25 protein-coding genes, 1 tRNA gene and 1 pseudogene are annotated in these 25,565 nt (G+C 65.4%); 11 read left to right on the top strand and 16 right to left on the bottom strand.

Annotated elements, in window-relative coordinates; all coding sequences use genetic code 11:
• Window positions 1-20 precede the first annotated feature (20 nt).
• From ACLE20_RS02010 to ACLE20_RS01990, 5 genes are all read right to left on the bottom strand, one after another.
• The gene (locus ACLE20_RS02010; protein WP_410938571.1) at window positions 21-920 is read right to left on the bottom strand and encodes a helix-turn-helix domain-containing protein; all 900 of its coding nucleotides are present in this window, start codon (window positions 918-920) and stop codon (window positions 21-23) included.
• Window positions 921-930: 10 nt separating this feature from the next.
• On the bottom strand, window positions 931-1,965 hold the full coding sequence (locus ACLE20_RS02005; protein ID WP_410938570.1) for a glycosyl hydrolase 53 family protein: 1,035 nt from the start codon (window positions 1,963-1,965) through the stop codon (window positions 931-933).
• A complete protein-coding gene (locus tag ACLE20_RS02000) occupies window positions 1,962-2,336 on the bottom strand; it encodes a VOC family protein (RefSeq protein ID WP_410938569.1) in 375 nt (124 codons plus the stop codon). The genes ACLE20_RS02005 and ACLE20_RS02000 overlap by 4 nt, the downstream gene beginning before the upstream one ends.
• Window positions 2,337-2,630: 294 nt before the next feature.
• Entirely contained in the window at window positions 2,631-2,984 is a 354-nt protein-coding gene (locus tag ACLE20_RS01995) for a DUF6538 domain-containing protein (protein ID WP_410938568.1), read from the bottom strand.
• Window positions 2,985-3,142: 158 nt separating this feature from the next.
• Window positions 3,143-3,216: transfer RNA gene (locus tag ACLE20_RS01990), tRNA-Gln, on the bottom strand.
• 1,092 nt (window positions 3,217-4,308) lie between these two features.
• On the opposite strand from ACLE20_RS01990, the gene ACLE20_RS01985 reads away from it, so the two are divergent.
• Window positions 4,309-6,072 carry an exopolyphosphatase gene (locus ACLE20_RS01985; RefSeq protein ID WP_410938567.1) on the top strand — a complete coding sequence of 588 codons (1,764 nt, stop codon included), beginning with the start codon at window positions 4,309-4,311 and terminating at the stop codon, window positions 6,070-6,072.
• 92 nt (window positions 6,073-6,164) lie between these two features.
• The gene (locus ACLE20_RS01980; RefSeq protein ID WP_410938566.1) at window positions 6,165-6,929 is read left to right on the top strand and encodes an RlmE family RNA methyltransferase; all 765 of its coding nucleotides are present in this window, start codon (window positions 6,165-6,167) and stop codon (window positions 6,927-6,929) included.
• Between the two features lie 9 nt (window positions 6,930-6,938).
• Here ACLE20_RS01980 and ACLE20_RS01975 read toward each other — a convergent pair whose 3' ends face one another.
• On the bottom strand, window positions 6,939-8,363 hold the full coding sequence (locus ACLE20_RS01975) for a DHA2 family efflux MFS transporter permease subunit (protein ID WP_410938565.1): 1,425 nt from the start codon (window positions 8,361-8,363) through the stop codon (window positions 6,939-6,941).
• A 237-nt stretch (window positions 8,364-8,600) separates the two neighbouring features.
• Between ACLE20_RS01975 and ACLE20_RS01970 the strand changes: the two genes are divergently transcribed.
• Complete coding sequence (locus tag ACLE20_RS01970) at window positions 8,601-9,599, top strand: MBL fold metallo-hydrolase (protein ID WP_410938564.1); 999 nt, start codon at window positions 8,601-8,603, stop codon at window positions 9,597-9,599.
• A gap of 38 nt (window positions 9,600-9,637) precedes the next feature.
• Here the strand turns inward: ACLE20_RS01970 and ACLE20_RS01965 are convergent, their stop codons facing one another.
• Window positions 9,638-9,946, bottom strand: a complete 309-nt coding sequence (locus ACLE20_RS01965) for an ATPase inhibitor subunit zeta (protein WP_410938563.1) — start codon at window positions 9,944-9,946, stop codon at window positions 9,638-9,640.
• Window positions 9,947-10,308: 362 nt separating this feature from the next.
• Here ACLE20_RS01965 and guaB point away from each other — a divergent pair, with 362 nt between their 5' ends.
• From guaB to ACLE20_RS01940, 5 genes are all read left to right on the top strand, one after another.
• On the top strand, window positions 10,309-11,793 hold the full coding sequence (gene guaB / locus ACLE20_RS01960) for an IMP dehydrogenase (protein ID WP_410938562.1): 1,485 nt from the start codon (window positions 10,309-10,311) through the stop codon (window positions 11,791-11,793).
• Between the two features lie 78 nt (window positions 11,794-11,871).
• A complete protein-coding gene (locus ACLE20_RS01955; protein WP_410938561.1) occupies window positions 11,872-12,279 on the top strand; it encodes an MAPEG family protein in 408 nt (135 codons plus the stop codon).
• A gap of 86 nt (window positions 12,280-12,365) precedes the next feature.
• Window positions 12,366-13,490, top strand: a complete 1,125-nt coding sequence (locus tag ACLE20_RS01950; RefSeq protein ID WP_410938560.1) for a patatin-like phospholipase family protein — start codon at window positions 12,366-12,368, stop codon at window positions 13,488-13,490.
• Window positions 13,491-13,528: 38 nt separating this feature from the next.
• Complete coding sequence (locus tag ACLE20_RS01945) at window positions 13,529-14,311, top strand: 3-hydroxybutyrate dehydrogenase (RefSeq protein ID WP_410938559.1); 783 nt, start codon at window positions 13,529-13,531, stop codon at window positions 14,309-14,311.
• Window positions 14,312-14,453: 142 nt separating this feature from the next.
• Window positions 14,454-15,353, top strand: coding sequence for a dienelactone hydrolase family protein (locus ACLE20_RS01940; RefSeq protein ID WP_410938558.1), 900 nt, complete (start codon window positions 14,454-14,456; stop codon window positions 15,351-15,353).
• 34 nt (window positions 15,354-15,387) lie between these two features.
• Here the strand turns inward: ACLE20_RS01940 and ACLE20_RS01935 are convergent, their stop codons facing one another.
• The 3 genes and pseudogenes from ACLE20_RS01935 to ACLE20_RS01925 all read right to left on the bottom strand — a co-directional run bounded on the left by ACLE20_RS01935 (window position 15,388) and on the right by ACLE20_RS01925 (window position 16,948).
• Window positions 15,388-15,690, bottom strand: a complete 303-nt coding sequence (locus ACLE20_RS01935) for a HigA family addiction module antitoxin (protein ID WP_410938557.1) — start codon at window positions 15,688-15,690, stop codon at window positions 15,388-15,390.
• Between the two features lie 27 nt (window positions 15,691-15,717).
• Window positions 15,718-15,995: pseudogene (locus tag ACLE20_RS01930) on the bottom strand (type II toxin-antitoxin system RelE/ParE family toxin).
• A gap of 53 nt (window positions 15,996-16,048) precedes the next feature.
• Window positions 16,049-16,948, bottom strand: coding sequence for a LysR substrate-binding domain-containing protein (locus tag ACLE20_RS01925; RefSeq protein ID WP_410938556.1), 900 nt, complete (start codon window positions 16,946-16,948; stop codon window positions 16,049-16,051).
• A 196-nt stretch (window positions 16,949-17,144) separates the two neighbouring features.
• Here ACLE20_RS01925 and katA point away from each other — a divergent pair, with 196 nt between their 5' ends.
• Complete coding sequence (gene katA, locus ACLE20_RS01920) at window positions 17,145-18,641, top strand: catalase KatA (RefSeq protein WP_410938555.1); 1,497 nt, start codon at window positions 17,145-17,147, stop codon at window positions 18,639-18,641.
• Between the two features lie 411 nt (window positions 18,642-19,052).
• On the opposite strand, the gene ACLE20_RS01915 is transcribed toward katA, so the two are convergent.
• Window positions 19,053-19,733: a glutathione S-transferase family protein gene (locus tag ACLE20_RS01915; protein WP_410938554.1), complete on the bottom strand. Its 681-nt coding sequence runs from the start codon at window positions 19,731-19,733 to the stop codon at window positions 19,053-19,055.
• Between the two features lie 83 nt (window positions 19,734-19,816).
• On the opposite strand from ACLE20_RS01915, the gene ACLE20_RS01910 reads away from it, so the two are divergent.
• Window positions 19,817-20,338, top strand: coding sequence for a MarR family winged helix-turn-helix transcriptional regulator (locus tag ACLE20_RS01910; protein WP_410939116.1), 522 nt, complete (start codon window positions 19,817-19,819; stop codon window positions 20,336-20,338).
• Window positions 20,339-20,353: 15 nt separating this feature from the next.
• Here ACLE20_RS01910 and ACLE20_RS01905 read toward each other — a convergent pair whose 3' ends face one another.
• Window positions 20,354-20,740 (bottom strand): YkvA family protein, encoded by a 387-nt coding sequence (locus ACLE20_RS01905; RefSeq protein ID WP_410939115.1) that lies wholly within the window; start codon window positions 20,738-20,740, stop codon window positions 20,354-20,356.
• Window positions 20,741-20,852: 112 nt separating this feature from the next.
• The gene (locus ACLE20_RS01900) at window positions 20,853-21,803 is read right to left on the bottom strand and encodes a LysR substrate-binding domain-containing protein (protein ID WP_410938553.1); all 951 of its coding nucleotides are present in this window, start codon (window positions 21,801-21,803) and stop codon (window positions 20,853-20,855) included.
• A gap of 186 nt (window positions 21,804-21,989) precedes the next feature.
• Here ACLE20_RS01900 and ACLE20_RS01895 point away from each other — a divergent pair, with 186 nt between their 5' ends.
• Window positions 21,990-22,277: a DUF1127 domain-containing protein gene (locus ACLE20_RS01895; RefSeq protein ID WP_410938552.1), complete on the top strand. Its 288-nt coding sequence runs from the start codon at window positions 21,990-21,992 to the stop codon at window positions 22,275-22,277.
• A 123-nt stretch (window positions 22,278-22,400) separates the two neighbouring features.
• Here the strand turns inward: ACLE20_RS01895 and ACLE20_RS01890 are convergent, their stop codons facing one another.
• The 3 genes from ACLE20_RS01890 to ACLE20_RS01880 form a co-directional block, all read right to left on the bottom strand.
• The gene (locus ACLE20_RS01890; protein WP_410938551.1) at window positions 22,401-23,225 is read right to left on the bottom strand and encodes a DUF937 domain-containing protein; all 825 of its coding nucleotides are present in this window, start codon (window positions 23,223-23,225) and stop codon (window positions 22,401-22,403) included.
• A 90-nt stretch (window positions 23,226-23,315) separates the two neighbouring features.
• Window positions 23,316-24,689 (bottom strand): glutamate--cysteine ligase, encoded by a 1,374-nt coding sequence (locus tag ACLE20_RS01885; protein WP_410938550.1) that lies wholly within the window; start codon window positions 24,687-24,689, stop codon window positions 23,316-23,318.
• Window positions 24,690-24,819: 130 nt separating this feature from the next.
• The gene (locus ACLE20_RS01880; protein WP_410938549.1) at window positions 24,820-25,557 is read right to left on the bottom strand and encodes a 16S rRNA (uracil(1498)-N(3))-methyltransferase; all 738 of its coding nucleotides are present in this window, start codon (window positions 25,555-25,557) and stop codon (window positions 24,820-24,822) included.
• Between the last annotated feature and the right edge of the window lie 8 nt (window positions 25,558-25,565).

Here is a 25,565-nt window from a genome sequence, read left to right as displayed (position 1 = left end):
GACGAGAGGCTCCCAGACGTTCAGGTCTGACGTGCCTGGTGGGCGGTACGCCAGGCGGCCGGCGTTTCCCTGGCGATCTGGCGGAACACCTTTGTCAGATGCGCCTGATCGGCAAAGCCGAGCTGGGCTGCGATCGCCGCGACCGGCAGTGAGGTGTCTGAAAGAAGCTGCTTGGCCCTTTCAATCCGACCGGCCAGTTGCCACTGCAGTGGTGACTGGCCGGTCGTCTGCTTAAAGGCGGTCGCGAACCAGCTCTCGGAGAGACCGACTGTTTTCGCCATCTCCGCGACCGAAAGTCGGCCGTCGGGAATTCCTAAGAATCGATGCACCAGTTTATTCATCTGCGCCTGCGTCAGCCGGGAGGTCGATCTGGCGACTTTTTCCGTCGGTATTTCAACCAGCCCGCAGATGAGGCTCCGGGCGAGGCTCTCGGCGAAAAGCGGATGTTTCGTAGGCTCTCTGATTTCATCGGCGAGGAGGTCGGCGAGCAGCCGGATCGCCACGTCGTCATGCAGCTCAACCGGACGGCGAACGGCCACTTGCACCATCGACGGCGGTATCGCCGGTCTCAGGAAATGCGCAAGCCGATCGGAACGAAGGTGGAGGTTGAGATGCGAGAATCGTTGGCCGGCGAGGCTCTTCGTCCAAAGCGGCATTCCGGGTGGGATATAGATCGCGTTGGCAAGCGGTCGCCAGACCGCACCGACTGCCGGGTCGTCATTGGTGATCTGGAACGTGTCGGATATATCATCGAGGAAGACCATGATCCATGGATCATCGGCAAGGTAGTAGCCGCTGGCTCCATCTTGCGCCTCGGCGTCCCAGACGACTCCGACCAAGCCATCCCACTGATGCCACTTGACCGGCGCGGTTGCACGAATGCCTTGTGTCTTCCAAGACATCGCATGCCAGAAACTCATCGCAAGATTCCTATCCGCGAAATGTCGAATGAACTTCGGTAAGGCGTGGATCCGAGGATCGGCCAGGAGGCCCCTCGTATCGTAATGCAGCGTCGATGGCCACGTCTTGCCGAACGCAACCGGTGCGAAACGACCTCAGTTCGGCGGAGAGGTGGGCGTCGACGGAGAGGTCGGAGCGGATCAGGCCGTGGCTCCAGCGATCCTTGGAGAAAGGGCGGTGCCAGGGTGGGCAGTCGACGATGGGATACCAGCATACGCCCGCGATGACCGCGCCATGGAAGGCGGCGATATCGACCTGATCCAGCACGAGCCGGAGCCAGGTCCCCTTGTTCAATCCGGGATAGCGGCGGTGGTGGATGGGATGGCCGTCGTGCCAGCTCGTTTCCGAGACCATGATCGGTTTGCGGTAGCGTTTCCATGCTGCAAGCAGGACCTTCACGAGCGACGTCCGCGCCGTGTGCGGGTAATAGTTGATGCCCACGACGTCCACATCCACGGCGGCGACGATCGCATCGGTCGCCTCGAACTGCCGCTCTCCGACCCCAGTAATCGGGTCGTTGGTGAGGATGCCGACAGCGGGGTGATGGTCGCGGGCGACCTTGGCCATCTGTATCGCCATGTTGACGGCGTCGTGGCGCGCTAGTCCGGCAAGCATAGGATAAAGCGACGGCTCGTTCACCGGACAGAGCCAAAGCCGTTCCTCACCGTTGACCGCATGGGCCGCCTCGGCCGCGATGCGCGCGCAACGGACCGCATCCTGATTGCGATGATAGTGCGACAGGTCCCAGATGGCCTGGACCCCTGCGTCCCTCGCTGCGCGAAGACGCTGGAGGGCGCCATGACCAGGCACGAGACCATCACGGATCGTGCGGAGTCCGTGCTCTCCAACGATGCGGAAATGATCTGCCATCCGCGCATCCGGCGTGTGGCCGGTGGTCAACAAAAGATCATGACGGCCGCGGTGAACGAGCCCGCACTCGAAGCCTGCGATGATCGAACTGCGGAAAAGGGCAGCGGATCGGAGCGGCAAGGGCAGTTGGCTCATGTCGTCGTCTGACACCGGGCCGTCAGCTTGTTTCCGTCGGGGTCACGCAGGTAAGCGACGAAGACCCCATCCGGACGGAGGGTTGGAGGCGTTTCGATCGACGTTCCCCCGTTCAGCGTTCCGGCGTCATGCCACGCCTGAACATGAGCCCGGCTGGCCGCCGAAATGCCGATCGTTCCACCATTGGCCGCAGTCGCGGGCTTGCCGTCGATCGGTTTCGTGATCATCAGCCGACCGCCGTCATGACGATAGATCAGCCTGCCACGCTCATCCATCTCGCCGGGCTGCCCTCCCAAGGCGGCGAAGGTGGCATCGTAGAACCGTCTGGACAGATCGAGGTCGTTGCTGCCGATCATGACGTGGGTGAACATGCGTCGTCTCCGAAATCAGAATGCGGGCCCGACAGTGCCACGACGCGACCCTCGGTGGTAGCGATTCGACAAGGTCGAGGGACCAGCGGGCATCCGATATCATCCGTATTGGAAGGTCCTTTATACAAAGCTGGGTTAGGCCTCGGGCGCCGGCTCGTCCGGACAAGGCCGGGAACCACACAGGGGCATCTTGTGTAAGCGACGGCGAGAATGGCCTGACAGATACTGACAGAAACAGACCGGCCGGAACTGTCGGGAATGGTAAGAGGAATTGAAATGACGCAATCAACTCAATCAACCGTTTTCGAGGTCGAGTTCGACATCCCGAATGTCTGACGGCCGGCCCATGCGCTTGGCAGCGGTGGCCACGTCGTCGAGATGCTCGAGCATGGCGTTCCGCTCGGCTTCGAAGAGCTGTCGAAGGTGCTCTCTGTCGGACATGACGTGTACCTGGTCCATCTTCAGTTCAGCAAGCCGCAGGTTGAGCCGGCGGCCGATCATCTGTGCCTTTCTATGGTCGGAACACTGAAGGCTCAATGAAAGTCGGCTGCCGGGTCGACAACGTGTGAAGGCGCTGGGGATGCGGGCGCGCCAATAAAAGATGTTGCCCCGGCGGATGAGATTTTCGACGTCGTGACGAACCGGCATGGCGCGACTGCCCTTGCAGGCCACCGGTCAGGAACCACGTCAACGCACGCGTGGGCCTCACCTGTGGGCATCAGGTTTGGGCATCAGGTCGCCAATGATGCCAAAACGGGATCCAACGCGGCTGGAAAACTGAAAGATAACAGGGATTTAGGGAGAATTGGCTGGGGAACCTGGATTCGAACCAGGACTAACGGAGTCAGAGTCCGTGGGTCTACCGTTAACCTATTCCCCAGCAGGCCGATCGGCGCGCCTTCGACGCTGCCGTTCGGTGAGCGGCCTTATAGACAAAAGCGGGGCGGATGCAAAGCGGTTTTCGAAAGAATTTTCGGGGTGGGACTGCGGCCTCTCGGTGAGCGCTGAGGAGAGGGGAGGAAGGACGGACGGGATCGGAGGAGAGAACCGCAAGAGGTGGCCGAGGGAAGGCTTGGTTCGCCTTCGTTTTCCCAGAAAGGGGCGCGCCAAAAAGAATTTGGCGATCTGCGGCCGGACTGGTAAAGTCTTCTCAACGTTCATCAAGAAACGCCTTGAGCGGCCTTAGCGGCTTGCGCGGCGTCATGGCAGAGACCACGTGAAAGACCCCGACCGCGGCGAAGAGCCGTCTTATTCCGGGGTGTCGGCCGAGGGCCGGGGCGAAGGGCTGGACAAGCCGCGCGCCGGCAAGGCGAAGCGTCGACGCGGCAAGCGTGCCCGCGTGGCCCGCCCTCATGCCGACTCCTCATCCCCATCCGTGTCGCTCGCGGAGGCTGGTCAGCGGCCTGCGGCTGCAGCCGGTCTGAGCCTGTCTGGTTCCGGCCGGTCTGATGGTGACCAGTTGCACGCCGGCTCGGCAGGCGCGGGTTCTCCTGGTGCTGGACCATCTGCCGCCGAAACAGCTGGCTCACGGCCGTCCGGTTCTGGTCTGCCGGGCTCCTCCGCGCCTTACGGCGGCACAGCGGACGTGGGTTTCTCCGGCTCCGCCGCTGCCGGGTCGGGTGGCGTTCGGTCGTCCAGGGCGCGCTCCAACGTGACGGCTTCGTCCGACATGAAGGTCGACAACCAGGCGGCATCGGGCAATGCGCCATCGCGCGCTTTCGCATCCGATCAAGCACCCTCCTTCCTGCTCGTTCCGGGCTTGCCCTCCGCTGGGCCGCGCACGGCGTCGGGTGATGTCCCAACGGGCGCGCCCGCGCTCGGGCGGTCCGGCTCCTTTAAGGTTCGTCCCGAAGAGGGGCGACGGGTCGGATCGGATCAGGCTTTAAAAGCGGGAGCGACATCGCCGGGCGCGCCATCGTCTCTTGCGACGACCGTCAGCGATGGCCCGAGCGAGCGGCCAGCGCCTCAATTCGTGGACCGAGGGCGGGATGGCGAGGCGAGGGGGGCGGAGCGTAAGCGCAAGCGCCGCCGGCGCGGCCGTTCTTCGTCTGCGGCTCCATCCGCAACAAGCGCGGGTGGCAACCTCGACGTCTCGGCGCCCAGCCGAACAGCGGCGACGGAGCCTTCGCCGGGTCGGGCGGATGGCGGTGCGGCGCATGGGCCAACTGCCGGCCTGTCCCGCAAGGGCAAGCGCCGTCGCAGGCGGCATGATCCGGCGCGTCAGGAGAAGGGGGTGATCGGCGCAACGGCGCCCCTCGACGCCGGCGCAGCTGTCGGCGCGGCCGCGGGCGGTCATGGAACCAATCGCGGTCCATCGACTGCTGCCCCGTCCGCGCCCGCCCAGGCGGCGCGGGGGCAGGCGGGGCGGAGCCAGCCAGTGCGCGGCCCTGCGGCCGGCACCAAGGGGCGGCCGCGCTCGCTGCAGGGCCGGCCTCTGCCGGCCCATGAGGCGAAGGGCGCATCAATGCGGCCAAGCGCGTCCTCTGCCGGCAGTGCCGGGCGGGGCGACGTGCCGTCGTTGTCCGCTGCGGTCGAGCTGCACGGTCCTTCGCCTGCAGCGCATCGTGCCGCGTCTCACCAGAGCGACGCCGCAGGCGAGACTGGGGCCGGATGGCCGGCCTCGGCCGGGGCGGGCGGCTTGGCGCGTCCGCGGCCCTTTTCGCAGAATGCCGGTCCGGATGGGCCGCGGGGAAAGGCGGGCGACAGCGGCGACGGGGCGGATGCGGCGCCGCTTTATGCCGCGCTCGATCTCGGCACCAACAATTGCCGGCTTCTCATCGCTCAGCCGACGCGGCCGGGGCAGTTTCGCGTCGTCGATGCCTTTTCGCGCATCGTGCGGCTGGGGGAGGGGCTGGCGGCGAGCGGCCGTCTCTCCGAAGAGGCGATGCATCGCGCGGTGGAGGCGCTGAAGGTCTGTGCGGTGAAGCTGGCCGGCCGGCCGGTGCGGCGCCGGCGTCTCATTGCCACCGAGGCGGCGCGGCAGGCGGAAAACGGCGCGGCCTTCATGGCGCGCGTGGCGGACGAAACCGGGCTGGAGCTCGAGATCATCGACCGTGAGACCGAGGCGCGGCTTGCGGTGTCCGGCTGCTCCTCGCTGGTCGGGCGCGAGGCGCGCTCGGTCGTGCTTTTCGATATTGGCGGCGGCTCCTCGGAGATCGCCGTTCTGAAGATTGGCGAAAGCCGTTCGCCGCGGCTTGCCAACCACATCACCCACTGGACCTCGTTGCCCGTCGGCGTCGTCACTCTCTCCGAGCGCCATGGTGGACGGGACGTGACGCCCGAGCGTTTCGAGGCGATGGTTCAGGAGGTGGAGGGAATGCTCGCCGGCTTCGACTGTCCGGCGATCGACGATCCCGGCCTGTCAGCGGGCGGCAAGGGCGACTTCTACCTGATTGGCACATCGGGAACGGTGACGACGCTGGCCGGCGTCCATCTCGATCTGCCCCGCTATGACCGCCGCAGGGTGGATGGCGTCTGGCTCAGCGATGAGGAGGTCACCGCGATGCAGGCGCGGTTGCTCTCCTGGGATTTCGCGGCGCGTGCCGCCAATCCCTGCATCGGGCCGGACCGCGCCGATCTGGTGCTGGCGGGCTGCGCCATTCTGGAGGCGATCCGCCGCCGCTGGCCCTCGACGCGCATGCGGGTCGCCGATCGCGGCCTGCGCGAGGGGCTGCTGACCGATATGATGGCCGATGACGGCGTCTGGCGCCGCGGCCGTCCGCGGCGCGGCGCCTGAGCGCTCGGAATTTGCAAGAAACGAAAGCTGCTGCGATGCTTAAGCCGCCCGTTGGGCCGGCGCATCGGCGGCAATGAGAAGGATCAGGACCCATGACCAAGCCACCGATCGGCGGCAACCGCACCGGCCGCAAGCTCGGCCAGAAGGTCAAGAAGGGCAAGCTCAAGGCCTCCTCGCGCCGCTGGATCGAGCGGCACATCAACGATCCCTATGTCCAGCGCGCCCAGCTGGAAGGCTATCGCGCCCGCGCCGCCTTCAAGCTGTTGGAGATCGACGAGAAGCACAAGATCCTCTCCGGCGCGCGGCGCATCATCGATCTGGGCGCTGCCCCCGGCAGCTGGTCGCAGATCGCCGCCAAGGTGACCGATTCCACCGATGCCGATCCCCGCGTGGTCGCGATCGACTTCCTGCCGATGGACCCGCTGCCGGGCGTCACGATCTTCGAGCTTGACTTCCTCGATCCCGCCGCGCCCGACCGGCTGATGCAGGCGCTCGGCGGCGCGCCGGACCTCGTGCTCTCCGACATGGCGGCGCCGACAACGGGCCACCGCCAGACCGACCATATCCGCACCATGCATCTCTGCGAGGTCGCCGCCTATTTCGCCGTCGATGTGCTGGCGACCGGCGGGCATTTCCTCGCGAAAACCTTCCAGGGCGGCACGGAGCGCGAGCTCTTGACCATGCTCAAGCTGAACTTTCGCCAGGTGGTCCATGTCAAGCCGGCCTCCTCGCGGGCCGAATCGGTCGAAATGTTCCTGCTCGCCAAGGGCTTCAAGGGCCGCCCGGCCCAGGGCATCGGCGGCGCGCGGGAGGATGAGATCGCCGAGGACTCGAGGGACGACGGGTCGGAGGACTAAGCCGTCCGCCTATTTTCCCGCCGCCACCTCCAGTTCCTTCTCCGCCTGGCGCTTGGCCGGGGTGCGGTGGCCGGAGACGGAGGCGCCGGCGTCCTTCTTCATGCCGAGGAAGGGGATGACCGCGACCAGCGTGATCGCCGAGATGATCATGAAGGCGAGCTGGAAGTCTTCGAGCTCGAGCGCCGTGCCGGTGATCCGCGTCTCGATTTCGAGGATCGCGCCGGCCACCGCCACGCCCATGGCAAGGCTCATCTGCTGCAGCACGGCGCTCATCGCGGTTGCCTTGCTCGCCATGCTGTCGGGAATATCGGCGAAGGACAGTGCATTGACGCTGGTGAAGAAGAAGGAGCGGGCGAAGCCTGCGACGAGGAGTACGGCTGCCATCACAAGCCAGGGCGTCGCCGGCGTGAAGAGGCCGTTGACGAAGGTCAGCGCCGTGGCGACGAGCGCCGCGGCGATCAGTGTCGTGCGGAAGCCGGCCAGCATCAGCACACGCTGGGCAAAGAGCTTCGTGGTCAGCGCGCCGACCGCGCCGGTGAAGGTGATCATGCCGGATTGAAACGGTGAAAGGCCGAAGCCCACCTGCAGCATTAGCGGCATGAGGAAGGGGATGGCGCCGATCGAGATGCGGAACAGCGTGCCGCCCAGCGAGGCGGCGAGAAAGGCGCTGTCCTTGAAGAGCTTGAGGTCGAGCAGCGGTGCGGGATGCCGCCGTGCGTGGCGCACGTAGAGAATGCCGGTCGCAAGGCCGATGACCGTCGAGACGACGCCGATGATCGGCGGCAGGGCGGGCAGGCTCATCACCGACAGGCCGAACATGGTGCCGGCGGCGGCAATGGCGCTCAGGAAAAAGCCCACCATATCGATCGGCGGCGGCTGCTCGCTTTTGACCTCCGGCAGATAGATGCCGGACAGGATGAAGCCGAGAATTCCGACTGGCACATTGATGAGAAAGATCCAGTGCCATGAGAAATAGGTGGTGATAAATCCGCCGAGCGGCGGGCCGGCAAGCGGCCCGGTCAGGGCTGGGATGGTGAGCAGCGCCATGGCGCCGACAAGTTCGCTGCGCTGGGTGGAGCGGACCAGCACCAAGCGCGCCACCGGCGTCATCATCGCCCCGCCCATGCCCTGGAGAAAGCGCGCGCCGACAAAGGCGACCAGGCTGCCCGAGATCGCGCAGAGGATGGAGCCCGCGACGAAGACGAGGATCGCCAGGCGGAAGACGCGCTTGGCGCCGAATCGGTCGGCCATCCAGCCGCTCAATGGAATGAAGATCGCCAGCGACACCATGTAGGAGGTCAGCGCGAGCTTGAGCGTGATCGGCCCGACGCCGAGATCATGCGCGATCGCGGGCAGGGACGTGGCAATGACGGTGGAGTCCATCTGCTCCATGAACAGAGCGACGGCGAGGATCAGCGGAACGATGCGATTCATCAGTGTGTGAGCCTTGAGGGGCGGGGCGGGCGAGCGGCGGATTTGCGGTCGCAGCGGCGAGAATCGGGGCACGGCCGATGCAAGACCTAGGGCAGTCGTCGTAAAAAGCCTACACCCCTTCGTTGCTCTCCATCACAACGGCGTGAAAGCGATGCCGCATTCTGTCCTATGGTCATGGTTGCACTAGGTTGGGCTTACGACGAGACGGCCTCACTCACGAACGGAGTTGTTGCAACCATGGACAAGGTCACCTTTCGCCGCCGAACGCTGTTTGGCGCGACCGCATTGACGGCGCTCGCTGCGCCGATGATCCTTCGGCCCGTCAAGGCCCGCGCGCAGGAGAATGCCAAGCCGATGAGCGAACCGCAGACCACCCCGGCCGGTCATGCCAACAGCATCAAGCTCGGCGATTTCACCATCACGGTGATCAGCGACGGCCTGCGCGTCTCCGACAGCCCCAACGAGACCTTCGGCATCGATCAGTCGAAGGAGGCGGTGGCTGCGCTGCTCGAGCAGAATTTCCTGCCGGCCGACAAGTTCGCCAATGGCTTCTCGCCAGTCGTCGTCGACACGGGCAGCGCCGTGCTGCTCTTCGACACCGGCTTCGGCGAAGCGGGCCGCGCCTCGGGCAATGGTCAGCTGATCAAGGGCCTGGCCGAGGCCGGCTACAGTCCGGACGATATCACCCATGTCGTGCTGACCCACATGCACGGTGACCATATTGGCGGCTTGATCGAGGGCGGCAAGCCGGCCTTCCCGAAGGCGGCGATCGTTGCCGGCGAGGTCGAATATGCCTTCTGGACCGATCCCGCCCGGGCCGGCACGCCGGCCGAAGGCAATCAGAAGGCGGTCATGGCCAGCGTCGTGCCGCTCAAGGACAAGATCAGCTTCATCAAGGGCGGTGCCGAGGTGGTGCCGGGCATTACGGCGATGGAGGCCTTCGGCCATTCGCCGGGTCACATGGTCTTCCGCGTCTCCTCGGCCGGCAAGGATCTGATGCTGACGGCCGATACCGCCAATCACTATGTGCTGTCGCTGCAGAAGCCGGACTGGCAGGTGCGCTTCGACATGGACAAGGCGCAGGCGACGGCGACGCGGCGCAAGGTGTTCGACATGATCGCCGCCGAGCGCCTGCCCTTCATCGGATACCACATGCCCTATCCGTCGCTGGGCTTCGTGGAAAAGCAGGGCGAAGGCTACCGCTTCATCCCCGCCTCCTATCAGTTCTATCTCTAGGCAGTGTTGGCCGGCGGCGTGTGGTCGCCGGCCGCCGCTCAGCTGCGGCTCATCTCGTCGGCGATTTCACGAAGCATGACGATCATCCGGCTCTCGATCTCCTCCTCCAGGCAGATAACGCCAGCGGCCTCGAAATCGGCACGCAGCTTTTCGATGACCGAGTCCGGATCTTCCACGCCGGCTTCGACAATCTGACGTGCATAGGCATCGCGCTCGGGATGGTGCAGGGCGCCGGCCGCCCATAGGCCGATCAGCGCATTGCGGCGCGCCTCCGCCTTGAATAGAATTTCCTGGTCGATCGCAAACTGGGTCTCATGCGCCTGAGCGCGTTCCTTCAAAGCTCTCATCGTCTTTTCCCGCGTCCCTGTTGTCCGTTCCGCGGCCTCTTCCGTGCCGCCACGCCACCCGTCTTACAGGACGGGTTTTAAGGGCGCTTCAATAGGAAGAACTAATAAAACGTCAAGATCGCGCCGCCGGCTCGCGTCCCCCCGTGCGAAGGTCGCACAGGACATGCGGAACTGCGTGCCGCGGGCCCCTGCAGTCCGGGTCTTTCGCGGGGCGGCATTTTCTATTTGCATCCCGTCACATCCGTGTTACGAGCCCTCGCCAACTTCCCTGCAACCTCTTGCCGCCCTTGCTCCCAAAGGTTCGGCAGGCAGTGCTCCCGGCGGCTCGCTTCCGGGCACGTGATCTCTTTAAGGATTTTGGCATGGCGCGCATCATTGAAACGGCAACCGGGCTCGAAGCCCTGACCTTCGACGACGTCCTGCTTCAGCCGGGCCACTCCGAAGTCATGCCCGGCCAGACGAATATTGCCACCCGCATCGCCCAGGATATCGACCTTAACCTGCCGATCATTTCGTCGGCCATGGATACGGTCACAGAAAGCCGGCTGGCGATCGCCATGGCCCAGGCCGGCGGCATCGGCGTCATCCACCGCAACCTGACCCCGGTCGAACAGGCCGAGCAGGTGCGCCAGGTCAAGAAGTTCGAGAGCGGCATGGTGGTGAACCCCGTGACCATCGGTCCGGAAGCCTCGCTCGCCGAAGCACTCGGCCTGATGAAGGCGCATTCCATCTCCGGCATCCCGGTGGTGGAAGGCGGCAAGGGTGGCCGGCTCCTCGGCATCCTTACCAATCGCGATGTCCGCTTCGCCTCCGATCCGGCCCAGCCGATCCACGAGCTGATGACCCGGGACAATCTCGTCACGGTGAAGGAGAACGTCGACCAGCAGGAGGCCAAGCGCCTGCTGCACAGCCACCGCATCGAGAAGCTGCTCGTCACCGACAGCGAGGGACGCTGCGTCGGCCTGATCACCGTCAAGGATATCGAGAAGTCGCAGCTGAACCCGAACGCCTCGAAGGATGCCCAGGGCCGCCTCCGTGCCGCCGCTGCCATCAGCGTGGGCGATGACGGCTTCGAGCGGGCCGAACGGCTGATCGAGGCGGGCGTCGACCTGATCGTGGTCGACACGGCCCATGGCCATTCGCAGCGCGTGCTCGATGCAGTGACGCGGGTGAAGACGCTTTCCAACTCGGTGCGCATCATGGCTGGCAATGTCGCCACCGCCGACGGCACCAAGGCGCTGATCGATGCCGGGGCGGATGCGGTCAAGGTCGGCATCGGCCCGGGCTCGATCTGCACCACCCGCATCGTCGCCGGCGTCGGCGTGCCGCAGCTCGCCGCCATCATGTCCGCTGTCGAGGCGGCGGAGGCCTCCGGCATCCCGGTCATCGCCGATGGCGGCATCAAGTTCTCCGGCGATCTCGCCAAGGCGATCGCCGCCGGCGCCTCCGCCGTCATGATCGGCTCGCTGCTCGCTGGCACGGATGAGAGCCCGGGCGAGGTCTTCCTCTACCAGGGCCGCTCCTTCAAGGCCTATCGCGGCATGGGCTCGGTGGGCGCCATGGCCCGCGGCTCGGCCGACCGCTATTTCCAGGCGGAGGTGCGCGACACCTTGAAGCTGGTGCCGGAAGGCATCGAAGGCCAGGTGCCCTACAAGGGCCCGGTCTCCGGCGTTCTCCACCAGCTTGCCGGCGGCCTCAAGGCCTCCATGGGCTATGTCGGCGGGCCCACCCTCAAGGAGTTCCAGGAGCGCGCCACCTTCGTGCGCATCTCCGGCGCAGGCCTGCGCGAAAGCCACGCCCATGACGTGACCATCACCCGCGAAAGCCCCAACTATCCGGGCGCCTGAGCCCATCGTCTTCGCCTTCCCCGGTTCCGCCCGGGGGAGGCATTATCCGTTGTTGGAGCCGCGGAGCGCGAGGCCTTCATGCAGACAGCGATCTTCTGGCCGGTGATTGCGCAGGTCCTCCTGGTCCACGCCCTCTACATCCTCATGCTGCGCCGCCGCATTGCCGGCGTTCGCGCCGGCGCCGCCTCGGTCAAGGATTTCCTGATCCCGAGCGTCGAGCCGGCGCCAAGCGCCTCTGTCGCGCGCAGCATCATGAACCAGTTCGAGTTGCCGGTGCTCTTCTATCTCGTCACCGTGCTCCTGTTCCTGACCGGCGGCGCCGGCTTCCTAGCGGTTCTGCTCGCCTGGGGCTTCGTGGCAACTCGCTATGCCCATGCGCTGGTGCATGTCACCGTCAACCGGCTCTTCCTGCGCCAGAAGCTGTTCATCGCCGGCTTCGCCATCGAGGTGGCCCTCTGGCTGCTGTTCGCCGCGCACATCCTTTGATCCCCGGCCATCAAGCCTTGGCGCTTTACAGCCAGACGGATCGTCCTATCTTCGCAGTGCAGCATGAGGCGAAAGGATGCGGACCCATGAGCGCCAATGTCGAGAAGACCGTGCTCGTCTTCCAGGGAGGCGGCGCGCTTGGTGCCTATCAGGCCGGCGCTTATGAAGCGCTTCACGAGCATGGCATCCGCCCGGATTGGCTGGCCGGCATTTCCATCGGCGCCATCAATGCCGCGATCATCGCCGGCAGCCCGCCCGAAGAGCGCGTGGCGCGGCTGCGCCAGTTCTGGATGACGGTGTCCTCCGGGCTGACCGGCATGCTGGTCGGCCAGGGCGAGACGCTGCGCAAATGGTTCAACGAAACGGCGGCTCTCTGGGGCTCGCTCACCGGCGTCCCCGGTTTCTTCACCCCCCGCGCCTTCAATCCTCTGGCGAGTTTTACCGACCCGACCGCGTCGCTCAGCCTCTACGACACCGCACCGCTGCAGGCGACGCTGGCCGAACTGGTCGATTTCGACCGCATCAACCATGGCGATGTCCGCCTCAGCCTCGGCGCGGTCGATGTCGAGAACGGCAATTTTCGCTATTTCGACAATCAGACCGGGCCAATCGACAAACGCCACGTCGCCGCCTCCGGCGCCCTGCCGCCGGGCTTCGCCCCCGTCGAGATCGACGGTCGCTTCTATTGGGATGGTGGGCTCGTTTCCAATACGCCGCTGCAGAAGGTGCTGTCGCAGGAGCTCGAGAGCGATCTCCTCATCTTCCAGCTCGATCTCTTCAGCGCCACCGGACCCATGCCGAGGGATCTGGCCGACGTGCAGGCGCGCGAGAAGGAGATCCGCTTCTCCAGCCGCACGCGCATGAACACCGATCTCTTCCGCCGCATGCAGACGGTGCGCATGGCCGCCAAGCGGCTGATGGCCAAGCTGCCGCCCGAGCTGGCGGAGGACCCCGACGCCAAGATCCTCGCAAAGATCGGCAATGACGGCGCCGTCACCATCGTCCACCTCATCTATCGCCAGGCGGCCTATGAGGGCCATTCGAAGGATTACGAGTTCTCGCGCCTGTCGGTCGAAGATCACTGGGCCGCCGGTTATCGGGATGTCTGCGAGACGCTGGAAAGCGAGGAGTGGATGACGCGGACCCGGCCGGAAAACGGCATCCGCATTCTCGACCTGGCGGAACCATCGCTCAAGCACCGCCACGCGTGAGAGGTAACCATGCGACACAGAGGGAAGGGAGAAGGCGCATGAAACTGAAGGACAAGGTCTGCATCGTCACCGGATCGGCAAGCGGCATCGGCCGCGCCATCGCTGCGAAATATGTGGCCGAAGGCGCGCGCGTCGCGATCGCCGATCTCAAGCTGGACGCCTCGGAGGCCACCGCCGCCGAACTCACGGCCAAGGGGCCGGGGGAAGCCTTCGGCATCGCCATGGATGTCACGAACGAGGCGGCCGTCAATGAGGGCGTCGCCGCCGTGGTTTCGCGCTGGGGCAGGGTGGACGTGCTCGTCTCCAATGCCGGCATCCAGATCGTCCATCCGGTCGAGGAATTTCCCTTCGAGGATTGGAAGCGCATGCTCTCGATCCATCTCGACGGCGCCTTCCTCACCACCAAGGCCTGCGTGCCGCATATGAAGACGCAGGGCGGCGGCGCCATCATCTATATGGGCTCGGTTCACAGCCACGAGGCCTCGCCGCTCAAATCCGCCTATGTCACCGCCAAGCATGGTCTCCTGGGCCTCGCCCGCGTGGTCGCCAAGGAAGGCGGGCCGCACGGCATCCGCTCCAACGTCATCTGCCCCGGCTTCGTGCGCACGCCGCTCGTCGACAAGCAGATCCCCGAACAGGCCAAGGCACTTGGCATCTCCGAGGATGAGGTCGTCAAGAAGATGATGCTCGGCGGCACGGTGGACACGGAATTCACCACCATCGACGACGTCGCCGAAGTCGCCCTCCTCTTCGCCGGCTTCGAAACCAACGCCCTGACCGGCCAGTCGCTGGTGGTCAGCCATGGGTGGTACATGCAGTAAGGGTCCGTTCGGCTTTATCGAGACAATGGCGAGATGCCGTCCGCATCTCGCCGCTCCTCACGTTCTTGTGCCTTGCCAGCGCCGCCTGCCGCGGAAAGAGTGACGGCGCCGATGCGTTCGGCGAAATCTTGAGGAGGGTCGGATGGGCGATGGGACAAAGAACGGGGCCGAGGGCCCGGTCATCACGCAGGCGATGATCAAGGCCTATGACGACTACACCCATCTGACGCTCGATCGGCGCGGCTTCATGCAGAAGCTGACCGTGCTGTCGGGGTCTGCGGCGAGTGCTGCGGCGATCGCGCCGCTGCTCGCCGCAAGCGGCGCCCGGGCGGCGCTCGTGGCGCCCGACGACACCCGGCTGAAGACCGAGACGGTCACCTATCCCGGCGAGGGCGGCACGATGAGCGGCTACCTCGCCCGGCCTGCCGAGGCGACGGGCCGGCTGCCGGCGGTCATCGTCATTCACGAAAATCGCGGTCTGAACGCGCATATCCGCGATGTCGCGCGCCGCATGGCGCTCGAAGGCTTCGTGGCGCTCGCACCGGATTTCCTTTCGCCCGATGGCGGCACGCCGGAGAACGAGGACGAAGCCCGCACGAAGATCGGCGCCCTCGACCCGGCACGGACCGTCGGCAATGCCAAGGCGACGATCGCCTTTCTCGCCGGATATGCGCAAGCCAATGGCAAGGTCGGCGCCGTCGGCTTCTGCTGGGGCGGCGGGCTGGTCAACCGGCTGGCGGTGGCCGCACCCGATCTCGGCGCCGGCGTCGCCTATTACGGTGCGCAGCCGCCGGCCGATCAGGTGCCCGCCATCAAGGCGCCGCTGCTTCTCCACTATGCCGGGCTCGACGAGCGCATCAATGCCGGCATCGAGGACTATCGCGCGGCGCTGACCAAGGCCGGCAAGACCTTCACGATCGAGATCTATGACGGCGTCAACCATGCCTTCAACAACGACACCTCCGCCGCGCGCTACGACAAACCCGCCGCCGACCTCGCCTGGAGCCGGACGGTGGCGTTTTTCAAAAACTATCTCGGGTAGAGCGAGGATTTAGGCCCGTTCGCCGAGACGCGACTCAGCGGGCTGTCAGCCGCGGGATTGCCGAGGTGTCGACATCGCGCTCCGCACGCCAGGCATCATGCGCGGCCTGCATGCGCAGCCAGACGGCTGCCCCGTCGCCGAACATCTTGCCGAGGCGCGCAGCAACGGCGGGCGAGATGGGCCGGCGCTCCTTGAGAATGTCAGTCAGCTGATGGCGCGGCATGCCGAGCATCTTGGCGACATCTGTCCTCGATCGCCCCGTCGCAGCAATGACCTCCTCCAGCAGAAGGCCGGGATGCGAGGGGCAGCGCTCTTGTGTCACCTCTTCGTTCGGCATGGTCTGTTCCTCCGCGTTGCGAAGCGCTCAATGATACTGGTCCAGGTCGACGCCCTTCGCGTCGCCGTCTTCGAACTCGAAGGTGATACACCAAGGCCGTTGACGTGCACCGTATATCGCTGGGGCACGAAGCCCAGCAGCAGGTGAAAATCGAAGCCCGGCAAGTTCATTTCCTCGACCCGCGCAGCGGCATTCAAACGGTCGAGCCTCAGCAAGATCCGCTTATGAAGCGCGGGTGCGATGCGCCGTGTTCGCCCCGTCTTGAAGAGCTCCGACAGCCCTTTGCTGCGGAAGGAGAGGATCATGAGTCCTAATAAATAAAATCCTCATGGTCGGCAACCGGTACTGCCTTCGGTCTCTACTCCAGCAACCCCCGCGCCGCCTCGCGGCCGGCGTCGGCGAGCGCCCGGTAGTCGCCGGTGCGGCGGGTGCGGTGGCGCCAGATGAGGCCGATGGTGCGGGCGGGCTGCGGCTCGGCGAAGGGGACGATTCGCAGGCGGTTGCGGCCGCGCTCCTCCTTGACTGCGATCTCCGGGATCAGCGTGATCCCCATGCCGTGGCTGACCATCTGCAGGAGCGTCGCCATGGAGGTGGCGCCGTAATTGGCGACACGCCGCCCGGCCGCCGTGCCGCAGACGGCAAGCGCCTGGTCGCGCAGGCAATGGCCTTCCTCCAGCAGCAGCAGCCGGTCGAGATCGACCTCCGTCTCGCTCATCGGCGAGACGAGCACTGTCTGCTCGTCCTCGGCGCTCGCGATCAGGAAGCGGTCGCGGAACAGCTCCTCCGCCTCCAGCGCCTCGTCACGATGGGGAAGGGCGATGATGGCGCAGTCCAGCCGGTTGGCCTTCACATCGTCGATGCAGGTGGACGTCAGCGTCTCGCGCAGTTCCACCTCGAGGCGCGGATAGCGATGTTTGAGCAGCGGGATGAGGCGCGGAACGAGATAGGGGGCGACGGTGGGGATGATGCCGACCTTCAGCCGGCCGATGAGGATGCCCGACGCCTGGCGCGTCCGCTGGTAGAGCCCGTCGATTGCCGCCAGGATGGCGCGGATCTCGGGCAGCAGCGCCTCGCCCTCGGCCGTCAGCTTGGCGCCGGCGCGCTGGCGCTCGAACAGGCTGACGCCCAGGCCCTTCTCCATCTCCGCGATCTGGGCCGAGAGCGCCGGCTGGCTGACATTGACCGCTTCCGCGGCCCGGCCGAAGTGGCGGGCGGTGGCCAGAGCCTCGAAATAGCGCATCTGGCGGACGGTCGGCATGATCGGAAAATCCTATCGTGGCATTCATCAAATACGATTGGAAATTATAACACGGCGATGCGATAAGCACAGGGCCATGTCTCAGTGCCGTCGATGCATCCGCGCGCCGTTTCTCGCGCCAGCGCCGCAGGGAGGGACGAACATGGCCCTGCCGGGCACTGCCCGGTCCCGCACAGGAAAGAAGAGGAAATTGGCCATGACCGATCGTCCGACAATGACCACCACGGCCGGCGCACCGGTGCCGGACAACCAGAATTCGCTGACCGCCGGCCCGCGTGGCGGCGTCATGCTGCAGGATTACCAGCTGATCGAGAAGCTGGCGCATCAGAACCGCGAGCGCATTCCGGAGCGCGCCGTCCACGCCAAGGGTTGGGGTGCCTATGGCACGCTGAAGATCACCGGCGACATTTCCAAATACACCAAGGCGGCCGTCTTCCAGCCGGGCGCCGAGACCCCGATGCTCGCCCGTTTCTCGACCGTTGCCGGTGAACAGGGTGCGGCGGATGCCGAGCGCGACGTGCGCGGCTTCGCGCTGAAGTTCTACACCTCGGAAGGCAATTGGGATCTGGTCGGCAACAACACGCCGGTCTTCTTCGTCCGCGATCCCTACAAGTTCCCGGACTTCATCCACACGCAGAAGCGCCACCCCAAGACCAATCTGCGCTCCGCCACCGCCATGTGGGACTTCTGGTCGCTCTCGCCGGAAAGCCTGCACCAGGTGACAATCCTGATGTCGGACCGTGGCTGTCCGGTATCGCCGCTGCACATGAACGGCTACGGCTCGCACACCTTCTCCTTCTGGAACGATGCCGGCGAGCGCTACTGGGTGAAGTTCCACTTCAAGACCCAGCACGGCCACAAGTTCTATACCAACGAGGAAGCCGAGACCGTCATCGGCAAGACGCGCGAGAGCTACCAGGAAGCCCTGTTCGGCGCGATCGAGGAAGGCAACTATCCGCGTTGGACCGTCCAGGTTCAGGTCATGCCGGAACTCGATGCCGAGAAGACCAGCTACAACCCCTTCGACCTGACGAAGGTCTGGCCGCATAGCGAGTACCCGCCGATCGATGTCGGGGTGCTGGAGCTGAACCGCAATCCGGAAAACTACTTCGCCGAGATCGAGAACGCCGCCTTCTCGCCGTCGAACATCGTCCCGGGCATCGGCTTTTCGCCGGACAAGATGCTGCAGGCCCGCATCTTCTCCTATGCGGATGCGCATCGCCATCGCCTCGGCACGCATTACGAGCACATCCCGGTCAATCAGCCGAAGTGCCCGGTGCACCACTATCACCGCGACGGCCAGATGAACACGTTCGGCGGCATCCGCACCGGCAATCCGGACGCCTATTACGAGCCGAACTCCTTCAACGGCCCGGCGGAAGCACCGGCCGCCCAAGAACCGCCGCTGCGGATCGATGGCGACATGGCCCGCTTCAATCATCGCGAAGGCAATGATGATTACGGCCAGCCGCGCGCGCTGTTCAACCTGTTCAGCGCCGAGCAGAAGGCCCGCCTGTTCTCCAACATCGCGGCTGCGATGGGCGGCGTCCCGGGCTTCATCGTCGAGCGCCAGCTCGGCCATTTCAAGCTCGTGCATCCGGACTACGAAGCCGGCGTGCGCGCCGCGCTCGAAAAGGCGCATGGCTACAAGGCCGACACGATCAGCGCCGACCAGCCGGCCGCTGCCGAGTAATCGGCTCTGACGCAGAGATTTTGAACGCCGGGGGTGGCAACATCCCCGGCGTTCCCGTGCGAATTGGTAGCTGTAGTGAACCTCTCGGGTGCGGAGACCACGACCCCCTCTGGGCTGCCGCCCATCTCCCCCCAAGGGGGGGCGAGACCGAGGGTCATGCTCCTTGCCTCAATGGGGCGATGCGCCGAGCTATCTTCACTGGCACTTCCGATGTTTCAGATCGTCCTGCCGATCGTCGGCAAAGAGGATTGTCCGGCCCAAGGATGGCGAGCCCGTGCGATGGCCGGCAGGCCAGAGGGGGACTTGGCCTCGGCTGGGGAGACGCGATCCGAGAGGAACAGCGCCAGCCTATCCGGACATCCGGCTAAGCCCGCCGCTCTCTCCACAACGAACCGAAAAGAGCCGCCCCAGTCAGGCCGCGCGCTTCAACAGCCAGGCGTCATGCGCAACAAGGAAATCTCGGAGGCGGTCGGGATAGTCCTCCGTCACCGCCTCCCTCACGCTCTTGCGCTGCGAGAGGGCAGCGCGCCAGGCGCGGACCTTTGGAGTCTCATTGAAGACGCCCGTGTCGGCGATCAGGTCGAAGACATCGAAATAGCGGAAGATCGGGGCGAAGACGGCGTCGACGAGACTGAACTCGGAACCGGCGAAGAAGGGCGTTGAACCAAGCTCAGCCTCGATCCGGCCGAACTTGTCGATCAGAGCCTGGCGCTTGCTCTCATAGGCCTCCGTGGTCTTCGCTGTCTCGAAGCCCCAGAGGTCGGCAAGGATGGAGGAGCCGAACTCGATCCAGCCGCGATGGCGGGCGCGGCTGAGCGGGTCGGCGGGATGAAGCGGATGAGGCTGGGTGTCTTCGAGATATTCGCAGATCACGGCGCTTTCGAACAGAACATCCCGCGTCCCATCCTTTCTCTCGATCAGCAGCAGAGGCACCTTGCCGAGTGGTGAGAGGGCAAGGAACCAATCCGGCTTCATCGAGAGGTCGACGAACCGACGGTCGAAGGGCACCTGTTTTTCCGAAAGTGCAATGGCTGCACGCTGGACATAGGGGCAAAGGTGGTGGCTGACCAGCACCAGCGTCGTATCGGTCATGATGAAGGGTCCTCTCATCCGGGTTGAAACTCAGCAGCAGCGGAACAGGGCTGACTAAGCAGGCCTGCCGCTCTGCCATATACATGCAATTGCATCTATGCCGGCTTGCGTCGCCTGTCAATCTCGATGTAAATGCATCTATGTCTGATTGCCCGACCCCTTCCTCCGCCGCCCCCTCGCCATCATCCGTCAACGCCTGGGTCCGACTGATGCGTGCCCAGCGCATCCTACTTGCTGCGATCGAACAGGATCTGAAGGCGGCGGGTCTACCGCCGCTGGGCTGGTACGATGTGCTGCTGGAGCTCGCGCGGGCTGCGGATGGACGGCTTCGGCCCTACGAGATCGAAGACCGGATTCTCTTGGAGCAGCACAATCTCTCGCGCTTGCTCGATCGGATGGAGAAAGCCGGTCTGGTACGGCGAGAGGTGTTTTCCGAAGATGGTCGCGGTCGCTGGGCGGTGATCACGGAGGACGGGCGGGCCATGCAGAAGGGGATCTGGGCCGTCTATGGCCAGGCAATCAGGACGCATGTCGGCGAGAAACTGAGCGATGCCGAGGCGGTGCAGCTCTCCGACCTGCTTGCTCGTCTGTCCACAAAAGTGTGACTGGGCAGCATCGGATCAAGCCGTCGACAGGATCCACCACGCGAACCCGCCTGCTGCAGAGAGCCAGATCGTCACGATGACAATCAACCCGGCCCGGCTCACCGGCCTATCGGCCTGCGCCTCCGCCTTCGCGCGCGCTTCCGCCATCACGTCAGGCGGGATCAGCCGCAGCGCAAGCAGGATGCCGAGCGGCACGAGCAGAAAATCGTCGAGGAGCCCGAGGCCGGGGATGACATCGGGAATGAGGTCGATCGGCGAGAGCGCATAGGCAGCAACGGCGGCGGCCACGAGACGGGCGAGCCAGGGCGTGCGCGGATCGCGGGCCGCAAACCAGAGGGCGACCACCTCCCGCTTTAGCCGCCGCGCGGCTCGACGGGCCCGTGCAAGAAGAGCTTCGCCGATCACGGCGCGAGCGGCCGCTGCGTCTGCAGGGGGGCGGGCGACTGTGCCCGTCGCGCCCCGCCATTCCGGGGCTTGCGCAGCGTTCCGACGTGCAAGCGATGCATGCGCAGTCCTACCACCCGGCCAGCAACTGCCCGGCTCGCAGGCGCGACTGGCGGGAGAGGGGGCGGACGGTAACGTCGAGATCCTCGTCCACCGAGGGGAGCGAGATGTTGTCGAGGCAGGCGGTGATATGGTTGGTGATGGCGCTCGACAAGGACGGCGACAGGCCGGGGCGCTTCATGATGCCGATCTGCACCGGGGCGAGCGGTGGGAAACCATCGGCCTGGGTCAGCACCTTCATGCCGCTGCGCAGCGCCGATTCGGGCATGACCGAGACGGCCATGCCGGCAAGCACCGCCGCGGCGATCACGGTGGAGGACCAGCTGGTGAAGAGGATGTTGTATTCCCGGCCGGTCGCATCGAGCGAGGCGCAGGCCGCCTGGCGCCACTGACAGTCGCGCTTGCCGACGGCGAGCGGCACCGGGGCATGTTCGGGCAGGGGATGGTTGTTCGACGCCACCCAGCAGAGCGGCTCGGTGCGCACCACGTCGGAAGCGCGGGCCCGCGGCGAATGGGTGACGAGCGCAATATCGAGATCGCCGCGCGCCATCTTCTCGCTCAGATCGACCGAGGGCTCGCAGACGATGTAGAGTTCCACATTGGGGTGGGTCTTGGCGAAGCGGGCGATGATTTCCGGAATATAGCGGTCGGCATAGTCATCCGGCGTGCCGATGCGCAGCGTGCCTTCCAGGCGGTTGTCGTCGAAGGCGGCGACGGCCTCGTTGTTCAGGCGAATCATGCGCCGCGCATAGTTGAGCAGCTTCTCGCCCTCGGCCGTCAGCCGGTTGCCGCGGCCGTCCTTCGTGAAGAGCGCCTTGCCGATCCGCTCCTCGAGCCGCCGCATCTGCATGGAGACCGCCGATTGTGTCTTGAACACGCGATCGGCCGCGCGCGTGAAGCTGCCCGTATCGGCGATGGCGACGAAGGTTTGGAGCTGGTCGAGATCGAGCGGGGACGACATGGACGGCGCCTATCAGTAGGGTTGATGGATAACATTAAAAACATTCGTTAGACTGATCAATAGATTTTCGCGACACTGCAACCGTCGAACAGCATTTCCGACAGACGCTACAAGCCCAGCACTCAGCCCTGCGATCCGTCCGATCGCGGGACCGGACCCGACGTGCATTGATGAAGGAGTAGACCCATGCGCACGGCCGAATGCCCCTCGATCATCCCGCTTGAAGGGCCGGTTTCCGCGCCCCGCATCGTGACGGCCCTGACATGGATGGCGAAGGCGTGGCGTGTCCTGCGAAACCGCCAGGTGACGATGCGCCTCTGCGATCTGAGCGACGCGCAACTGCTCGATATCGGCCTGACCCGGGCGGATATCAGCGAAGCACTGGCCGAACCGCTTCTCCAGGATCCCTCCGGCCGCCTTAATCTCGTCGCCCGCGACCGGGCGGCACGCTTCTACCGGGCTGCGCGCCGATAGCGCGTTGCCTCTCCGAACGCCCGCATGACGGGCCAACCGCCCCGCAGGGAGAGAGCCAAACGTCCCCTGCCACCTGACCCGGCCCGACCCTTCAGTCGGCGCCGGGATTTTTCGTTGCGGCTGTCAGCCCTTCCTGGCGGTGAAGCCGGCGAAGAGGCCATCGATCGCCTTCTGATATTCCTTCTGCACCTCGAGCCCGCTCTCGAACATGGCGCTGAACATCTCGACGGCAGGCGCTTTCGGCTGCGGCTTTTCAGGCTCAGCCTGGCCGGCGCCCTTGGCGGTGCTCGCCACCATATCCTGGAACGCCTTGAGGAACGGGTTGAGGGCAAAGGGGTCCGGTGTCGATGTCGGCTTGGCACTGGCCTTGGGCGCGGTGAAGAAGGCCTGCATGGCCTGCGTGAACGGATTGTCGAAGGCGCCGAGCGGGGCTGCCTGTTCCGGCTTGCGCGCAAAGCCCGCCGCTTCGAGCCAATTCTGCATGGCTGCGCCGAAGGGGTTGGCGTCCGGGGCGGACGGCTTCATCTGGCCGGTCGCCTGCTTGAACAGCCCGCCCATCAGCGCATTGGCGACCACCGGCATCATCGACTGGTAGATTTCCTGGCCGATCCCCGTCAACCGCGCTGCCTGCTCGGCGACGGCGCGTGCCGTTTCCGGCGAGCCGAACAGGCCGAGCAGGGCGGCATTGCCATCGGCAAGGCCCTGCGGCGTGAAGGCCTTGGTCATATCCTCGAAATAGCGGGCATAGTTGCCTTGGCTGATCGCGGCGAGGAAGGTGGTGAAATCATAAGGATTGGCAGCCTTGCTCTTCAGTCCGGCCGAGAAGGCCGGCATTAGCGCGGCCATGGCCCGGGCCATCTGCTCCTGCGCCAGCCCATATTGCTTGGCCATGATGTCGATCGCGCGCCCGTCTTGAGCCTGCATCATCATGTCAAACAGCGGGATCATGCGCGCATTCCTTCTTGAGTGCCGGCCGGTGAATGGCCAGCACTATAAAGGGAAATGGCAGCGAGGAAATCGGTTTATGCGTGAGAGCTGTCAATACTGATAGTCGGCGAAGACCGGCTCGACCGAGCCGCCCCAAGCGCCGTGATAGCGTGTCAGCATGTCTTCGGCGAGCGTTGCGCCCTTGGCCAGCACTTCTTCCACGGGCAGCAGGAACAGGCTCTCATCCATGCCTTCGCCGTTCAGCCGGCCGCGCCGCTTCAGCCCCGACTTGGAGAGCGCCACCACCTCGCGGCCGATCTCGCGCAGGCTGCGGCCGGCGATCTCCGCCGCAAGGCCCTTGGCCGGCGCCGCGTCGCGCAGCGCCACGACCTCGGCATGGGTCCAGCCCGCCGTCAGCGCATCGGCCGCGGCCAAGGCCTCGGCGTCGTAGAGCAGTCCGACCCAGAAGGCCGGCAGGGCGCAGATCCGCCGCCACGGCCCACCATCGGCGCCGCGCATCTCCAGGAAGCGCTTCAGCCGCACATCCGGGAAGAGGGTGGAGAGGTGGTTGGTCCAATCGCCCATGTTCGGCGTTGGGTCGGAGAGCTCGTCCTTCAGCGCCCCGTTCAGGAACTGGCGGAAGGTCACATGGGTGCAGTCGTGGTAGCGCCCATCGCGCACGACGAAATACATCGGCACGTCGAGCGCCCAATCCACATAATCGGCAAAGCCGAAATCCGGGCGGAAGGCGGCTGGCAGCACGCCGGCGCGCTGGTTGTCGGTGTCGCGCCAGATCTCGCCGCGCCAGGAGAGCAGGCCGTTCGGCTTGCCCTCGGTAAAGGGCGAGCTGGCAAAGAGGGCAGTGGCGAGTGGCTGCAGCTTCAGCGAGGTGCGCATCTTGGCCGCCATGTCGGCCTCGGAGGAAAAGTCGAGGTTCACCTGGATCGTGCAGGTGCGGTACATCATGTCGAGCCCGTGGCTGCCGACCTTGGGCATGTAGCGGGTCATGATGTCGTAGCGCGATTTCGGCATGCGCGGCGTTTCGGCCAGCGTCCATTTCGGGCTGCCGCCCATGCCGAGGAAGCGGATGCCGAGCGGCTCCGCGATCTCGCGCAGCATGGCGAGGTGTCCGTTCGATTCCGCGCAGGTCTGGTGCAGCGTCTCGAGCGGCGCGCCGGAGAGCTCGAACTGCCCGCCCGGTTCGAGCGAAATCGCGCCGGCGCCGCCGGGTGCGACGAGGCCGATCAGGAAGCCGGCATCGACGATCGGATCCCAGCCGGTGCGGGCCTGCATGCCCTCGAGCAGCGCCAGAATGCCGCGGTCCCCGGCATAGGGCACGGGGCTGTTATCGGCGCGATAGAAGACGAATTTTTCGTGCTCGGTGCCGATCCGGAAGGCCTCTTCCGGTTTGCAGCCTTCGGCCAGATAGTCCGTCAGCTCTGAAAGGGAGGTTACCGGCGTCTGGTCGGTGGTGTCGCGGGCCATGAGCGTCTTCTTGCAGCGGCAGGACCCTTCGAACGTCGAGGGTCGAGACAGGGTGATTGGACTGGATCGACCGGGCGCGCAAGTGAAATTCTCTCAACGCCACTTCAATTCCGCGCGTCGATCAGCATCCCTATCGCCAGTCGCCGCGGCTCGCCTGGAGTACGGCCAGCGCCGCCACCGCGGCCGTATCGGCGCGCAGGATGCGGGGGCCGAGCGGAATGGCGGTGACGAAGGGAAGGGCGTGCAGCCGCTGGCGCTCGGCTTCCGAGAAACCACCCTCCGGGCCAACAAGCAATGCCAACGCCTGCTCCTCGATCCTCTCCAGGATCGGCAGCGGATTGTTGCTTTCCGCCCCCTCGTCGCAGAAGACCATCCGCCGATCGGGCGACCAGTCGTCGAGCAGCGCATCGAGCCGGACCGGTTCCAGCACCGCCGGCACGGCGAGGATGCCGCACTGCTCGGCCGCTTCCATGACATTGGCGCGCAGCCGCTCCAGGCTGCCGAGCTTGCCCTGCACATGCTGGGTCATGACTGGTTGCAGCAGGCCGGCGCCCATTTCTACTGCCTTCTGGACGAGATAGTCGAGCCGCCCGACCTTCAGCGGCGCGAAGAGATAATGGAGATCGGGGAGCGGCGGCTGAGGCCGCGTCTGCTCTTCGAGCACCAGCTCGACCCGCTTGCGGGTCGGGAAGCGCAGCCGCGCGCGCCATTCGCCGTCCCGACCGTTGAAGAGCAGGACCTCGCGTCCTTCCTCCATGCGCAGCACATTGGCGAGGTAATTGACCTGTTCGCGGCTCGCTTCGACGACGGCGCCGTCATGAAGCGGGGCCTCGACGAACAGGCGCTGCAAGCGGAAATTGGCGCGCATGGCCGCTC

The sequence above is a fragment of the Rhizobium sp. YIM 134829 genome, assembly GCF_046546455.1.
This window is presented reverse-complemented; position numbering and strand designations above follow the sequence as displayed.

What these genes read in the sequence shown, in the direction of transcription:
- ACLE20_RS02010 (WP_410938571.1), bottom strand. Translation starts at nt 920, where the DNA reads ATGAGTTTCTGGCATGCGATGTCTTGGAAGACACAAGGCATTCGTGCA.
- ACLE20_RS02005 (WP_410938570.1), bottom strand. Translation starts at nt 1,965, where the DNA reads ATGAGCCAACTGCCCTTGCCGCTCCGATCCGCTGCCCTTTTCCGCAGT.
- ACLE20_RS02000 (WP_410938569.1), bottom strand. Translation starts at nt 2,336, where the DNA reads ATGTTCACCCACGTCATGATCGGCAGCAACGACCTCGATCTGTCCAGA.
- ACLE20_RS01995 (WP_410938568.1), bottom strand. Translation starts at nt 2,984, where the DNA reads ATGCCGGTTCGTCACGACGTCGAAAATCTCATCCGCCGGGGCAACATC.
- ACLE20_RS01980 (WP_410938566.1), top strand. Translation starts at nt 6,165, where the DNA reads ATGACCAAGCCACCGATCGGCGGCAACCGCACCGGCCGCAAGCTCGGC.
- ACLE20_RS01975 (WP_410938565.1), bottom strand. Translation starts at nt 8,363, where the DNA reads ATGAATCGCATCGTTCCGCTGATCCTCGCCGTCGCTCTGTTCATGGAG.
- ACLE20_RS01970 (WP_410938564.1), top strand. Translation starts at nt 8,601, where the DNA reads ATGGACAAGGTCACCTTTCGCCGCCGAACGCTGTTTGGCGCGACCGCA.
- ACLE20_RS01965 (WP_410938563.1), bottom strand. Translation starts at nt 9,946, where the DNA reads ATGAGAGCTTTGAAGGAACGCGCTCAGGCGCATGAGACCCAGTTTGCG.
- guaB (WP_410938562.1), top strand. Translation starts at nt 10,309, where the DNA reads ATGGCGCGCATCATTGAAACGGCAACCGGGCTCGAAGCCCTGACCTTC.
- ACLE20_RS01955 (WP_410938561.1), top strand. Translation starts at nt 11,872, where the DNA reads ATGCAGACAGCGATCTTCTGGCCGGTGATTGCGCAGGTCCTCCTGGTC.
- ACLE20_RS01950 (WP_410938560.1), top strand. Translation starts at nt 12,366, where the DNA reads ATGAGCGCCAATGTCGAGAAGACCGTGCTCGTCTTCCAGGGAGGCGGC.
- ACLE20_RS01945 (WP_410938559.1), top strand. Translation starts at nt 13,529, where the DNA reads ATGAAACTGAAGGACAAGGTCTGCATCGTCACCGGATCGGCAAGCGGC.
- ACLE20_RS01940 (WP_410938558.1), top strand. Translation starts at nt 14,454, where the DNA reads ATGGGCGATGGGACAAAGAACGGGGCCGAGGGCCCGGTCATCACGCAG.
- ACLE20_RS01935 (WP_410938557.1), bottom strand. Translation starts at nt 15,690, where the DNA reads ATGCCGAACGAAGAGGTGACACAAGAGCGCTGCCCCTCGCATCCCGGC.
- ACLE20_RS01925 (WP_410938556.1), bottom strand. Translation starts at nt 16,948, where the DNA reads ATGCCGACCGTCCGCCAGATGCGCTATTTCGAGGCTCTGGCCACCGCC.
- katA (WP_410938555.1), top strand. Translation starts at nt 17,145, where the DNA reads ATGACCGATCGTCCGACAATGACCACCACGGCCGGCGCACCGGTGCCG.
- ACLE20_RS01915 (WP_410938554.1), bottom strand. Translation starts at nt 19,733, where the DNA reads ATGACCGATACGACGCTGGTGCTGGTCAGCCACCACCTTTGCCCCTAT.
- ACLE20_RS01910 (WP_410939116.1), top strand. Translation starts at nt 19,817, where the DNA reads ATGCAATTGCATCTATGCCGGCTTGCGTCGCCTGTCAATCTCGATGTA.
- ACLE20_RS01900 (WP_410938553.1), bottom strand. Translation starts at nt 21,803, where the DNA reads ATGTCGTCCCCGCTCGATCTCGACCAGCTCCAAACCTTCGTCGCCATC.
- ACLE20_RS01895 (WP_410938552.1), top strand. Translation starts at nt 21,990, where the DNA reads ATGCGCACGGCCGAATGCCCCTCGATCATCCCGCTTGAAGGGCCGGTT.
- ACLE20_RS01890 (WP_410938551.1), bottom strand. Translation starts at nt 23,225, where the DNA reads ATGATCCCGCTGTTTGACATGATGATGCAGGCTCAAGACGGGCGCGCG.
- ACLE20_RS01885 (WP_410938550.1), bottom strand. Translation starts at nt 24,689, where the DNA reads ATGGCCCGCGACACCACCGACCAGACGCCGGTAACCTCCCTTTCAGAG.
- ACLE20_RS01880 (WP_410938549.1), bottom strand. Translation starts at nt 25,557, where the DNA reads ATGCGCGCCAATTTCCGCTTGCAGCGCCTGTTCGTCGAGGCCCCGCTT.